The sequence below is a fragment of the Pantoea sp. 1B4 genome, assembly GCF_016925765.1.
GTDB lineage: Bacteria > Pseudomonadota > Gammaproteobacteria > Enterobacterales > Enterobacteriaceae > Pantoea > Pantoea agglomerans.
The window spans coordinates 3,339,718-3,352,956 of record NZ_JAEUWZ010000001.1; the positions used below are offsets into that span (position 1 = coordinate 3,339,718).

At 60.3% G+C, this 13,239-nt stretch carries 7 protein-coding genes and 3 pseudogenes; 1 reads left to right on the forward strand and 9 read right to left on the reverse strand.

All coding sequences use genetic code 11. The features are described from left to right. Nucleotides 1–2: 2 nt before the first annotated feature. From JNO11_RS16010 to JNO11_RS16040, 7 genes and pseudogenes are all read right to left on the reverse strand, one after another. Nucleotides 3–2,854, reverse strand: a pseudogene (locus tag JNO11_RS16010) (bifunctional diguanylate cyclase/phosphodiesterase). Nucleotides 2,855–3,032: 178 nt separating this feature from the next. Beyond that, nucleotides 3,033–3,563, reverse strand: a complete 531-nt coding sequence (locus tag JNO11_RS16015) for a hypothetical protein (protein ID WP_325177486.1) — start codon at nucleotides 3,561–3,563, stop codon at nucleotides 3,033–3,035. Further along, on the reverse strand, nucleotides 3,529–4,122 hold the full coding sequence (locus JNO11_RS16020) for an MBL fold metallo-hydrolase (protein WP_325177487.1): 594 nt from the start codon (nucleotides 4,120–4,122) through the stop codon (nucleotides 3,529–3,531). Before JNO11_RS16020 ends, JNO11_RS16015 begins: the two co-directional genes overlap by 35 nt. Continuing rightward, nucleotides 4,110–5,849 carry an iron ABC transporter permease gene (locus tag JNO11_RS16025; protein ID WP_325177488.1) on the reverse strand — a complete coding sequence of 580 codons (1,740 nt, stop codon included), beginning with the start codon at nucleotides 5,847–5,849 and terminating at the stop codon, nucleotides 4,110–4,112. The genes JNO11_RS16020 and JNO11_RS16025 overlap by 13 nt, the downstream gene beginning before the upstream one ends. A 2-nt stretch (nucleotides 5,850–5,851) precedes the next feature. Next, on the reverse strand, nucleotides 5,852–6,853 hold the full coding sequence (locus JNO11_RS16030) for an ABC transporter substrate-binding protein (RefSeq protein ID WP_325177489.1): 1,002 nt from the start codon (nucleotides 6,851–6,853) through the stop codon (nucleotides 5,852–5,854). A 15-nt stretch (nucleotides 6,854–6,868) separates the two neighbouring features. After that, a complete protein-coding gene (locus JNO11_RS16035; RefSeq protein ID WP_033769858.1) occupies nucleotides 6,869–7,936 on the reverse strand; it encodes an ABC transporter ATP-binding protein in 1,068 nt (355 codons plus the stop codon). A 133-nt stretch (nucleotides 7,937–8,069) separates the two neighbouring features. Beyond that, a complete protein-coding gene (locus JNO11_RS16040; protein ID WP_010249001.1) occupies nucleotides 8,070–8,669 on the reverse strand; it encodes a cupin domain-containing protein in 600 nt (199 codons plus the stop codon). A gap of 331 nt (nucleotides 8,670–9,000) precedes the next feature. Here JNO11_RS16040 and JNO11_RS16045 point away from each other — a divergent pair, with 331 nt between their 5' ends. Further along, the gene (locus tag JNO11_RS16045; RefSeq protein WP_010249002.1) at nucleotides 9,001–9,483 is read left to right on the forward strand and encodes a YlaC family protein; all 483 of its coding nucleotides are present in this window, start codon (nucleotides 9,001–9,003) and stop codon (nucleotides 9,481–9,483) included. Here JNO11_RS16045 and JNO11_RS16050 read toward each other — a convergent pair. Next, a pseudogene (locus tag JNO11_RS16050) lies at nucleotides 9,480–10,884 on the reverse strand (PLP-dependent aminotransferase family protein). The gene JNO11_RS16045 and the pseudogene JNO11_RS16050 overlap by 4 nt on opposite strands. 125 nt (nucleotides 10,885–11,009) lie before the next feature. Continuing rightward, nucleotides 11,010–13,161 (reverse strand): annotated as a pseudogene (locus JNO11_RS16055) (EAL domain-containing protein). Nucleotides 13,162–13,239: the final 78 nt, after the last annotated feature.

A 13,239-nucleotide genomic window follows, 5' to 3' on the forward strand; every position in this document is an offset into this window, starting at 1 on the left:
GATTAACCCAGCGTTTTCAGCCGCAGTTCCGACGGCTGAGGCCGTCCGAACAGGAAGCCCTGGAACAGGGTACAGCCCTCATCGCGCAGCTTAGCGAACTGCTCATCGCTCTCCACCCCTTCGGCAGTAATCTGGATATCCAGACTGCGACTCATGCCGGTGATGGCGCGGATAATCGCCAGCGCCTCGCGGCTGTCACCCATATCATTGATAAAGGATTTGTCGATTTTGATTTTGTCGAACGGGAAAGATCGCAGATAGCTCAGCGACGAATAGCCGGTGCCGAAATCATCCAGCGCAATCTGCACGCCCAGCGCCTTGAGGTTTTGCAGGGTACGGATATTACCCAGCGAATCATCCAGCAGCACCGATTCGGTGATCTCAACCTCCAGCCGTGCCGGATCGAGACCCGACTCTTTCAGCGCGCCTTCCACCACCGGCACCAGCGAGCTGTTTTTAAACTGCAGCGGTGAGAGGTTAACCGAGACCGACTGCTCCCCTTCCCAGCTCGCCGCTTCGCGACAGGCTTCGTAGAGTGCAAACGCCCCCCAGCATATGAATCAGGCCGGTCTCTTCAGCGATCGGGATGAAGTCGTTGGGCATGATCAGCCCGCGAACCGGATGATGCCAGCGCATCAGCGCCTCATAGCCAATGATGGTACGGTTATCGCCGTTGGTGATGGGCTGATAGTAGAGCCGCAGATGCCCGCCGCTAATCGCATCGCGCAGATCGTTTTCAATCAGGCGTCGACTGCGCGCCACATCGTCCATCTCCAGCGTGAAATGCTCATAGCGGTTGCGACCGTTTCGTTTGGCTTCATACAGCGCCATGTCCGCACAGCGCAGCAGCTTGCTCCGGCGTATTGGTGATGGTGGTGCTGAGCGCAATCCCCACGCTGAGCCCGACCGACAGATTATGGCCTTCAACGTTGACCGGCGGGCGAATCGCCTCAATCAGGCGCTGCGCCACAATGCTCGCCTCTTCATTACTGGCCACCGAAGGCAGCACGATGGCGAACTCATCGCCTCCGATACGCGCCAGAGTATCCTGGTCACGCAGCGCGTTACGCAGACGCTTAGCCACACTGCGCAGCAACTCGTCGCCAATCTGGTGGCCCAGCGCATCGTTCACATTTTTAAAGTTATCGAGATCAAGGCAGAGCGCGGCGGTCTGGCGCTGTATCTGACCGGCAGTGCGCAAGGCTTCACTCAGACGCTGGCGGAACAGAATGCGGTTCGGCAGGCTGGTGAGATTGTCGTGGTGCGCCATATGGTGAATACGGGCATCAGCAGCGCGCTGGTCAGTGACATCTTCCACCAGCAGCATCAGGTAGTTACGTCGCGCATCCTGACCGTTAATCGCGGTGGCGCGGGTATGCAGAATGCGTTCGCCGCTGGCGGTCATCAGCAACTGCTCACGCTCATGCATGCCCTCACTGCGCAGCGCAACATCCGCCAGATTATTAAAGTAATCGCTGAGTTCGGGCGACATACATTCATGCGGGCGCTTGTTGACGATCAGCGATTTCGACAGGCCGAACAGCTGCTGAGTGCGGTCGTTAACCAGCAGGATCTCGCGGGTGATCGCATCTTCAACAATCACGCAGGAGGGAATGTTGGCGATGATATTATCCAGGAATTTAGAGAGCGCGGTTTTCTGGGTGCTCTGGGCTTCAGCCAGATCCCTGGCGCGCAGCACCTGCTGCTCCTGCTCACGGCGTTCCGTGCGGTCGCGGGTGATCTTAGCGAAGCCAACCAGCTTGCCGTCATCATCGTGGATCGCGTCGATGACCACATGCGCCCAGAAGGCGCTGCCATCTTTGCGGTAGCGCCAGCCCTCATCTTCAAAACGGCCAGTCTTAAGCGCGATACCGAGATTCGCTTCCGGGATGCGGTTCAGCCGCTCCTGGGAACTGTAAAACAGCGAGAAGTGCTGACCCACCACTTCATCCGCTTTGTACCCTTTGGCACGCTGCGCACCGGCATTCCAGTTCACCACCACGCCGTCGACATCGAGCATATAGATGGCGTAATCGGTGACCCCTTCTACCAGCAGACGGAAACGCTGCTCCTGCTCCCGTTGCTGGCTGCGGACGCGCTGCTGTTCGGTGCAGTCGCGGGTGATTTTAGCGTAGCCCAGCAGCTTGCCCTGATCGTCGCGGATCGTGTCGATCACCACATGCGCCCAGAAGGCGCTGCCATCTTTGCGGTAGCGCCAGCCCTCATCTTCAAAGCGGCCGGTGCGATAAGCGGTTTGCAGGTTCTGCTCCGGGACACGGTTCAGGCGATCCTGGGCGCTGTAGAAGCGGGAAAAATGCTGGCCGACAATCTCTTCCGCCACATAGCCTTTGGCGCGCTGTGCCCCGGCATTCCAGTTCACCACGTTGCCGTCATGATCGAGCATATAGATAGCGTAATCGGTAACGCCCTCCACCAGCAGGCGGAAGCGCATCTCCTGCTCCCGCTCTTTGCGCTGCTGCTCCTGCTGCTGAGTGCAGTCGCGGGTAATACAGGCGTATCCCACCAGCAGACCGGCGTCATTGCGTATCGGGTCGATCGTCTCGTGTGCCCAGAAAGCACTGCCATCTTTGCGATAGCGCCAGCCTTCGCTTTCATGGTGTCCGGCAGTCGCAGCCATATCCAGCCCACGCTGCGGCAGGCCCCGGCGGCGATCTTCTTCGCTATACAACAGAGCGAAGCTACAGCCAATCATCTCGTCTGGCGTATAGCCTATCGTGCGCTGAGCACCCTGATTCCAGCTGCCGATGATACCGTCAGGTTTTAGCATAGTGATGGCGTAATCATTCACGCTTTGTACCAGCATGCGATAGATGACCTCAGAGTTATTATCCATTGTGATTAGCCTGCTGCTCTGTAGCCGGATGACGGCTTAGGAATGTTCTTAATAGCGTGCGCAGACTACAGCCGAAAAGAGCTGAGATGACAAGCGCATTAAGAAGATTAATCAGTGTTTATAAGGGGTTTATCGGCAGCGGCGAGTAAATGTTCAATGACTCCGTGGCGGCGGCGCGTCAGGCGACCCGCTCCCAGCGCGAGGAGAGCGAATAACGGTGCTGCCAGCAGAGCATTGCCGGACTTTGGCTCATCAGCTGTTGGCACTCTTGCGGCGCGACAAACGCCGGGATCACTTTCTGGGCCGCCGTCTGTCTGATCAGCGCCAGCTGATCGTCGAGGGGCGGATGCACATTCCACGGCAGCCAGCGTGCCATGCCGGATTGCAGCATCTCAAAGGCACGGGTGCCGCTGGAAACGTGACTGCTGAAGATCAGACGAAAGTCGGGCTGATGGCTGAGCTGCGCCGCCAGCCCGCTGTCAGCCACCGCATCCGCCGCGACAATTACCGTATCCGGTCGCCAGTGGTCGGGTGTTGCGACGCGCAATAACCGGGCCAGCGCCAGCATCGCCGCGGCGGGCAGGCTGTTGAGCGCCAGCAACTGCGCCACCTCTTCGCGCACCTGGGGACACATCACCACCGGCAGCCCGCGAGCGCTGAGCTGCAGCGCCATCTCAGGGCCGCGCCCGTGCAGCGGCGCGGTGACCACGGCGCCCCCCTTGTGCCGCCAGGGCCAGCGCGTCGATCTGCTGCGCCAGTCGCTGATTGCGGTCGCCATAGGAACCATCGGTAATCAACAGCCGTGCGCGTGGCGGGCAATCAAACGGCAACAGCAGCGATTCGCGACTCCAGTCGCCCATATAGGTGATGCCACCCGCAATCGGCAGATGAAACCAGATCGATCCTGGCGAATGCCCGCTGCGACCGGTAAAGAGATTCAGCGGCCCCAGCGCGCACTGGCCGCGCAATGGCAGGATGCGTCGCGCCTGAGCCGGCACGCCAGCCTCGCCCAGCTGCTGCCAGGTGATCTCACTGGCATAGACCGGCGGTGAACCGATGTCGGCCCAGCTATCCAGCGCCGCCGCGTGATCCACATGGGAATGGGTCAGGCAGAGCGCATCGACCTGGCCGATGGCGTCCATTGCGGGCCGGACGCCCGGCTCCGGCCCGGCACCTAAATCCCATAACAGACGGTATCCCTCTATCTCCAGCAGGAAAGCGGCAGGCAGTTTTCCGCCGACGCCGCTGATCACCGTCAGGCTTGCCATGGCAGGACTCCCTGCGGCAGACGGCGCGTCAGTCGTGAGGCCAGTAGCATTAAGCCCAGCACGATCCCAATCATCAGGCATCCGACCGCCGCCGCCAGCGGCGCCGATCCGCCTTCGTCCAGGAAAATAATGGTCGGGCCAAGCGTCTGGGTTTGCGCGGTAACCAGCAGCACTGAAACCTGTATTTCATTCAGCGCGGTGAGGAACACCAGCAGCGCACCGGCCAGCACAGAAGGTGCCGCCAGCGGCAGCAGGATGTCAGTCATCCGCCGCATCAGACCCGCGCCGCATAAGCGCGCCGCCTCATCCAGTGACGGTTCGATTTGCGCGAACCCGGCCAGCGTCGGCCTTAACACCAGCGCCAGGAAATTGGCCAGATAGGCCGCGAGAATAATCCACACCGTTCCGTAAAGAGAAAATCCCAGCAGCGGCAGTGGCCGCAGGAAAAACAGCATCGCCGCCACGCCGGTAACAATGCCGGGCAGCGCATAGGTCAGCTCGCTGGCGAATCCCAGCCCCCGCACCAGCCGGGTACGATGCCAGCTGAGAAAGAAAGCCAGGAACAGTGCCATGACGCTGAGCAGCAGCGCCGTCAGGCCGGTGAGCCACAGGCTGGTAAAGAACGCCTGCCGTATCGCCGGATAGCCCCACAGCGCCTGCTGAAAATTCTCCAGCGTCAGAGTTTGCCAGTTCAGAGCCTGACCGAAACCGCGGGTTAAGGCGGTGGTCAGCAAGGCGCTGAGCGGCAGCAGCAAGGTGATCACCATCCACAGCCAGGCGATGATTTCGCCCGGCAGTCGCGCGCGCTGCAGCGGCTGGTGCCAGGGTCGTGGCGATCCGCTGACCCGGACATCGCGTCGTCCGCCCAGCCAGCCGCTAATCAGCATCCCGGCGAGGGTGATCAGCGCAATCAGCATCGAGTAGACGGCGGTATTGGGCAGCGCACCGGGGCCGAGGGTATTGAGCTGCTGATAAACCAGCGTAATCAGCGTCGGCACCCGCGCCGGAATACCCAGCATCGCCTGGATACCGAAATTCCCGACCGCAGCGACAAACGCCAGCGCCGCCCCGGCGAAGATCGCGGGGCGCGCCAGCGGCAGGATCACCGTGAACAGAATCTGCCGGGGTGATGCGCCGCTGATACGGGCCGCCTCCACCAGTTCGGCGGGGAGTCGACGCAGGCCAGCCCGCACCGTGAGGAACACCAGCGGCGCATTGTGCAGACCCAGCAGCAGTACCATGCCGGTCGCGGAATAGAGCGGTTGCTGACCGGGTGCCAGCCATGTCCCGCCCAGCGCATTCACCGCTGTGGCCAGCAGACTGCCCGGTGCCAGCGCCTGTATCCAGGCCAGCGCAGTCACCTGCGGCGGGATCATCAGCGGCAGGATAAAGGCGAATACCCAGGCCGCTTTGGCACGCAAATCGGTGAGCGCCACCAGCCAGGCGGCCACCGTTCCCAGCAGCAGCGACAGCAGCGTCGCGCTGATGCCGATCGCCAGGGTATTCAGCGTGGCACTGAGCACCCGCCGGCTGGTCAGCAATCTCAGCAGGCGATCGCTATCCAGTATGCCATCCGGTGCCAGCGCGGTTCCCATCAGCCGGGCAAAGGGTGCCACCGACAGCAGGCCAATCACCAGAACCAGTATGCCCAGCACCAGCGGTTCCGCCCGCCATCTGCGATGCCTGGCGGCCTGGCCTCTTCGCCATTCGTTGCCCAGCACGCTCACGATCAGCCGCCAAACAGTTCAGTAAAGGTTTCGCGGACCTGAGCATCCTCGGCCACCGCTTTTGCCACATCCGGCGTCAGCAGCGTGATTTGCTCAATCGGCGCAAAGCCACTGGGTGCCGCCACGCGGGCATCGACCGGCCGGTTGCCCTGCTTCGCCACCAGCTGCTGTCCTGCTTCCGACAGCATGAAATCAACAAAGGCTTTGGCGGCCGGCAGATTATGCGCCGACTTCATGATCGCCACCGGCTCGGTCACATAGGAGACGCCCTCCTGCGGATAGACCAGATCGATGGGCGATCCCTGCTTTTTGGCGCGGATAATATCGGCATCCGTTATCACGCCATACTTATCCATGCCGCTGGCAACCGCTTTCAGCGCCGGTCCATTGCCGCCCTGTGGCGCAATGCCGATGGCGGCCAGTTGCTGATAGAACGCCCAGCCAATCGACGGGGTATGGATATCGGTATGCAGCTTATAGAGCGCCGCACCGGAATAGAGGGGACTGGGGACCGCAATCTGGCCTCTGTTTTCTTCTACTGCCAGCGCTTTCCAGCTACTGACTGGCTTCGCACGCTGGGTGTTATAGGCGATCACCGTGGCGATAATTTTGGTGCCGAAAAAGGTTTTATCCACATCGTAATAGGCAGGCTTCAGGTGGCTGACCGGGGCGGCCGGATATGAATAGAGCTGCCCCTCTTTCTTGAGCGCGCCCAGATTGATCGCGTCGGCCACCAGCAGCACATCGGGTTTGACCTGGCCGCTCATCATCTCCGTGCGCAGCACGTTCATCAGTTGAGTGGTGCCGTTGCGGGTCCACTCCACCTCCACCGCCGGATACGCGGCCTTAAACGCATCGATGGTCTGTTGCGCAATTTCAGGTGCCTGCGACGTGTAAACCACCAGCTTGCCGCCGGGCGCGTCGGCCGCCTGCAACAGGGTTGAGGCCGCCAGGCTCGATAGCAACAACAGCGCGTGAAGCGGAGTACGAAAAGCCGTTTTCATGGTTTCTGAAACCCTTTATGCAGGAAGAATCCAGCCGTCATCGACGGCGACGCCGACGGTGTCATCCACCGCCAGTAATGCAGCATCATTAAGCGTCAGCGACAGGCTGACATCCGGTTGATTAAGCGGTCGAAGGTTGATCTGATGGTAGCCACCGCGAAAGATGATGCGCTCAACGCGGGCGGCAAACTGCCGCTCTCCCTCAGCGGCGAGGTGAAAACTGACGCTGTGGAAGCTGGCTTTGCCGTGTGGCAGCGGGCGCTGGTGAGGCGAGCAGCGCAGCAAAACCCGCAGCCCGCAGAGCGTGGCGGTTGCCTGACCCGGATCGAGCGGCTCAATGTCGCTGACCGGCAGCACCCGCCCCTCATCAATAAAGGTCGCCACCATCTCATTAGCCGGTTCGCGCCACAGGGTTTGCGGGCTGGCGAACTGCATCACTCTGCCGTGTTCGAGCACCACGATGCGGTCGGCCAGTGCCATCGCTTCGCGTTGATCGTGGGTGATATAGAGTAAGGTGGCGCCACTGTGGCGATGGAAGCGGCGGAACTCCTCTTCCATGGTGGCGCGCAGATGGACATCGAGGTTAGCCAGCGGCTCATCCAGCAGCACCAGCGTCGGCCGTGCCACCAGGCAGCGTGCCAGCGCCACGCGCTGGCGCTGACCACCGGAGAGATCGGCGGGTCGGCGGTCGGCGAAGCGATCCAGCCCGACCAGCGTCAGGGCCTGGGTGGTGCGCAGTTCGCGTTCTGCGCGCGCCACACCGTTCACCTTCAGGCTGTAGCCGACGTTCTCCGCGACCGTCATATGCGGCCACAAAGCGTAGTTCTGGAACACCACGCCGAGCTCGCGGGCTTCCGGCGGCAGGTGCAGCCCGTCTGCGGCAACCTGCCGTTCACCGATGCGGATTTCACCGCTGTCGAGCGTTTCAAAGCCGGCCAGCAGGCGCAGCAGGGTGGTTTTGCCGCAGCCTGAAGGCCCAAGAACGGCGACAAACTCGCCCTGATTAATCTGTAACGAAATCGCGTCCAGTACCGGCTGGGCGCCGAACGCTTTACTCAGTCCGGTTAACGATATTGCCGCCATCTTACTCTGCCTTTGCCGTTAACATGCTGGGCAAAACGCTACGACAGTTTGATGACAGCCCGGTGACAGCCAGGCTTACGGGACGCGAAAGCCGGGCTGGCGGAGCGGCATCGGGGCGTGCTCGCCCCGTGGCTTACTGCTGGGCGGTGAGCGCCGCAATCGGCTGCCAGATCTCGGTTAATGCGCCCTCTTTGCCGGTAAAGGGATCCTGCGTCGGCAACGGCACTTTTTTCACCTGCTCCTGGGCCATTTTCAGCTTCGCGGGCTCATCGCGCAGCGTCTCCGGCGACATCCCGTGCGGATAGGCACCTATCACCATAAAATCTTCGCTGGCGCTGACCTGCCGATGGCCGACACCCGCCGGAATCAGGACTGCATCGCCTGCGCGCAGGGTCACCATCCGGCCACTGTCGCCGCCAAACAGCACTTCCGCCCAGCCTTCAGCGACGCCCAGCAGTTCATGGGTATTAGGATGATAATGGGTGTATGGGAAGATCGGATAGCGCCAGGCGGGTGGCCAGCCGTTCTCCTCAAAGGTTTTCTCAAACCACGCAGCGATCTCCTCCTCTTCCGGCACCACGCGCGGCCAGATAATCAGAGGTAACGGGTTATTGGGTACACCGCCCGACGGGCTGGCGAGCATCAGATGCTGAGGATTGTCAGAGGCCCCGGCCGAGAAGGTGCCAGCGGCAAAGGACATCATTAATAGCAGACTGGAGGATGAGGCACGCATACAGGTTCTCCGATGTTTTTCTAAGTGTGGCAAACCCGCAGCACAATGCAATGTGCGCCAGACGACACAATTGAGATAATTGACTGATATTGCTGACTAAAGCCAAATGTGTCGTTAACTATAGGGTCGGAGTGTGCCTGCGCGACGGCGGATAGCGGTTCTTACTGCGGCAAAGTGTTGCAAAATGTCAGGCGGGAAGTCTAAAGGCGCAGCAGCCCGACGCCCCGGTCACTGTCGTATAAACTGTTATATAAAAAAAAGCTCAGATCTGTTTCTGATATGCTTGACTGTTATCTGTTGTAATAGCTAACAGATGACAGTGAGGTAACAAATGGACGCTATTAAACAAATCCTGATTGACGAGATCGCCCTGCTTAACCGCGAAGAACGTCGCGACAATTTGCCGCGTTTCAGCCTCTCGTTTCTGAAGAACCACCCTGGTCTCTGGGCAGTAATGTATCTCTGCTACGGCCTGTGCGTGGCGCTGATTTTCACCACCGAGATGCTCGGCTGGCCCGCCTTCTGGTTTGCCACCGTGTTTGTGCTGGTGATGAGTGTGCTGATGCTGCTGGATATCAACCCGAAATATCGCTTTGAAGATATCGATGCCCTCGATCTGCGCGTTTGCTACAACGGCGAGTGGTATTACATTCAGCCGGTGCGCGAACAGGCAATCTCACGCATTCTGTCGCTGCCTGAGACACCAGAACGCGTGAAGAGCGGTATCCAGCGTCTGCTGACGCAAAAAGGGGAAGTGGACTTCTATGATGTCTACTACCTGACCTGGGGCCATCAGGAAGCGGCGCGGGTTTAATCCGCCTGCCCTTCCGCCATCAGCTGACCCAGCTTCACGATTGCCGCCTCGGCCCGACTATCCCACGGCCAGGCGGTATTTAACCTGAAGCAGTGCCTGAACTGCTCACCTGCCGAAAATAGCTGCCCCGGTGCAATACTGATCCCCTGAGCCAGCGCCCGCTGATAGAGCCGGGTCGTATTGATGCTTTCCGGCAGCGTCACCCAGAGAAAATAGCCGCCACGCGCTTCGCTGACCGTGGCCTGCGGCGGCAGCACCTTCATTAACGCCTGGCGCACCATCTGCTGTCGCTTCGCCAGAATCTGCCGCAGCCGCTTCAGATGGGTGTCGTAACGCCGCGTGGCAAGAAAATCGGCCAGCGCCAGCTGCATCGGCGCACTGGTAGAGAGCGTGCTCATCAGTTGCAGCCGCTGAATACGCTGCGCATGCTGCCCCGCCGCGACCCAGCCGACCCGGAATCCTGCCACCAGCGACTTTGAAAATGAGCCGCAGTGCAGCACGTTCCCCCTGGCGATCCCAGGCTTTCGCCGGCAGCGGCGGCGCATCACCCGCCCAGAGTTCGGCATAGACATCATCTTCAATCATCGGCACCTGATAACGCGCCAGCAGTGCGACCAGCTGCTGTTTGCGTTCCGGCGTTAAGGTTACGCTCAGCGGATTCTGCAGGGTGGTCATCAGCCAGCAGGCTTTCACCGGCCAGCGCTGCAGGGCCTCCTCCAGCTGGACGAGGTCGATGCCATTTCTGGCGTCGACCGGAATCGCCAGTGCCTTGAGCTTAAGCCGCTCTATCGCCTGCAGCGCGCCATAAAAACTCGGCTGTTCAATCACCACATAATCGCCCGGCTCGGTAAGAGATTGCAGACTGAGGTTCAGCGCCTCCAGCGCTCCGCTGGTGATGACAATTTCATCCGGCGACAGGGTGATGCCCTGACGCGCATAGCGCTGCGCCAGCAGCTGTCGCAGTGTGGCGTTGCCAGGCGGCAGATTGTGCAGCGCATCGGTTGGGGTCAGATGATGAGAGACGTTAGCCAGCGAGCGCATCAGCTGGCGCTGCGGAAAGAGTGCGGGATCGGGAAAGGCGGAGCCAAACGGCACGATGGCCGGATCGCGCGTGGCCTGCAGCACATCAAACACAAAGTCGTTGATATCGACCTGTTCACTGATCGCCACGCTCAGCGGTGCGGGTGCTAAGGCACGGGGTGCAACGTAGTAACCCGACTGTGGACGGGAGACGATCCAGCCCTGACTCTCCAGCAACTCATAGGCATGCAGCACCGTCATCAGGCTGACACCCTGCTGCGCGACCTGCTGACGCAATGACGGCAGACGGGTGCCCGGCAGCCAGATGCCGGCCTCTATCTGCTGCTGAATCTCATCCATCAATCGCTGGTATTTCGCCACGGGTGACCTCTCCTTGTTTGACCGTGAATAGTCTGACCGCGAGACTTTACCACGCACGGCGACCAATGACAGGCGGCGCGAATCGCTTTATCCGATTGCGCTGATTCTTCACGGCTTCAGGCAGGTCAGATCACAGCGACCTGCGGCGTCAGCGGCTGCCCGGCTTCGGCTTCGGCATTAAGACTCACTTCCGCAATCGCCTCTTCAATTTCTGCCACCACATAATCAGCCAGCTCCGGCACCCGCTCCGGGGGGAACCGGCTTGCCCAGCAGATAGCCCTGCAGCGTATTACAGCCCAGGCTGGTCAGGAAGGCCTGCTGCTCAGCGGTTTCAACGCCTTCGGCCACCACTTTCAATTGCAGCGACTGCGCCAGCGCCACTATCGCCGACACGATGGTGGCATCTTCTGTGTGATGCTGCAGCTCGTTCACAAAGGCCCGGTCAATCTTGAGTTCACTGGCCGGTAGCCGTTTCAGATAGAGCAGGCTGGAGTAGCCAGTGCCAAAGTCATCAATTGAAGCTTTAACCCCGAGCTGGGTCAGCTCAGTCAGAATACGCACGCTCTCATCGGGATCGCGCATCGCGGTGGTTTCCGTCACCTCCAGCGTCAGCAGTTCGGCCGGAATCTGATGTTTTTCCAGCGCATCCACCACCGTCTTCACCAGATTCGATTGCTCAAACTGCAACGCCGACAGGTTCACCGCCACCGACCAGTGCGGATGGCCCTGCAGATGCCACTGGCGCAGCTGGCGACAGGCTTCATGGATTACCCAGTTGCCGATATTGACTATCATTCCTGTCTTTTCTGCCATTGGCAGAAATTTATCGGGCGACAGCAGGCCGCGCTGCGGATGCTGCCAGCGCAGCAGCGCCTCAAAACCGAGAATCGGACCGCTCGGCGCGCAATATTTTGGCTGATAGAACAGGCGCAGTTCATCATGATCCAGCGCCTGCCAGAGATCGTTATTCAGCTGAAGCTGGCTCTGGGCCTGAATGTTCATAGAAGGCTGAAAGAAGGTGTAGCCGTTGCGGCCATTATTTTTGGTGTGGTACATCGCCGCATCGGCGTTGAACATCAGTTCGCGCTCATCCACGCCATCGCCGGGATAGACCGCGATGCCAAGACTCAGCGATACCACCAGCTCATAGCGTGAGATATCAAACGGACGATCCACCGCCTTGACCAGCTTATCGGCGATGGCCGCCGCATCATTGGGATCGTCGATCTCCACCAGCAGCACAAACTCATCACCGCCAAGCCGCGCCAGCGTGAAGTAGCCGGTCATCTGCTCGCTCATGCGCTCGGTCACGCCGACCAGCAGACTGTCGCCAATGTGGTGCCCGAACGCGTCGTTGACCGCCTTAAACCCATCGAGGTCCATAAACATCAGGGCAAACTGCCTCTGCTCACGGTTCGCTTTGTTGATCGCCTGCTCCAGCCGATCCTCCAGCAGGATGCGGTTAGGCAGCCGCGTCAGGTTGTCGTGCAGCGCCAGCTGTGCCAGCTCGCGATTGGCTTCAGCCAGCGAACTGGCGAGAATCGAGGTACGCGCCTGCATCCGCGCATCCAGCATCGACACCAGCAAGGTAATGCCCAGAATCGAAATAGTGACCACCGTGACCAGAATCGCCAGCCAGTTGCTGTTGACGCCCTGCCCGACCGGATGACTGTGGACGGGAAACTCTGCCGCCATCATGCCGGTATAGTGCATGCCGGCAATAGCACAGCCCATCACCACCGATGCGCCAATGCGCAGCAGGGTGACCCGGCTGGTCTGTCCTTCCCGCAGGTTAAACGCCAGCCACAGCGCGGTGCCAGAGGCGGCCAGGGCGATCGCTACCGACAGTGCCACCCAGCCCCATTTCCAGACGATACCGGGGGAGAACATCAGCGCCGCCATGCCGGTGTAGTGCATCGCGACTACGCCGCTGCCGAGGATCAGCGCGCCGCCCGCCAGGCGCGGCAAAGGCAGATCGCCATTGCAGACCAGCCACAGCGCAAATATCGACGCACAGACAGCGATGGCCGCAGAGAAGGCGGTGAGCCCGGCGTTGTAGCTCATGACCATCTCCATGTTCATCGACAGCATGCCGATAAAGTGCATCGCCCAGATGCCGATGCCCATGGAAAAACCGCCGCCGAACAGCCAGACCAGCGCAACTTTGCCGGTTGAATGCACCACCCGTCCCGCCATATCTAAGGCGGTGAACGAAGCCAGCATCGCGACAAGAACGGAGACGATGACGATAAAAGAGTCGTATGAGGTCGCTAACATAGTGCATTCCCGCGAAAGCAGAGCTTGTGGTTGGGCAGAGGGTTTTTAAAATTATTCTCTTAGTTATCGGCACAGCCC

What these genes read in the sequence shown, in the direction of transcription:
- JNO11_RS16020 (WP_325177487.1), bottom strand. Translation starts at nt 4,122, where the DNA reads ATGGCAAGCCTGACGGTGATCAGCGGCGTCGGCGGAAAACTGCCTGCC.
- JNO11_RS16030 (WP_325177489.1), bottom strand. Translation starts at nt 6,853, where the DNA reads ATGAAAACGGCTTTTCGTACTCCGCTTCACGCGCTGTTGTTGCTATCG.
- JNO11_RS16035 (WP_033769858.1), bottom strand. Translation starts at nt 7,936, where the DNA reads ATGGCGGCAATATCGTTAACCGGACTGAGTAAAGCGTTCGGCGCCCAG.
- JNO11_RS16040 (WP_010249001.1), bottom strand. Translation starts at nt 8,669, where the DNA reads ATGCGTGCCTCATCCTCCAGTCTGCTATTAATGATGTCCTTTGCCGCT.
- JNO11_RS16045 (WP_010249002.1), top strand. Translation starts at nt 9,001, where the DNA reads ATGGACGCTATTAAACAAATCCTGATTGACGAGATCGCCCTGCTTAAC.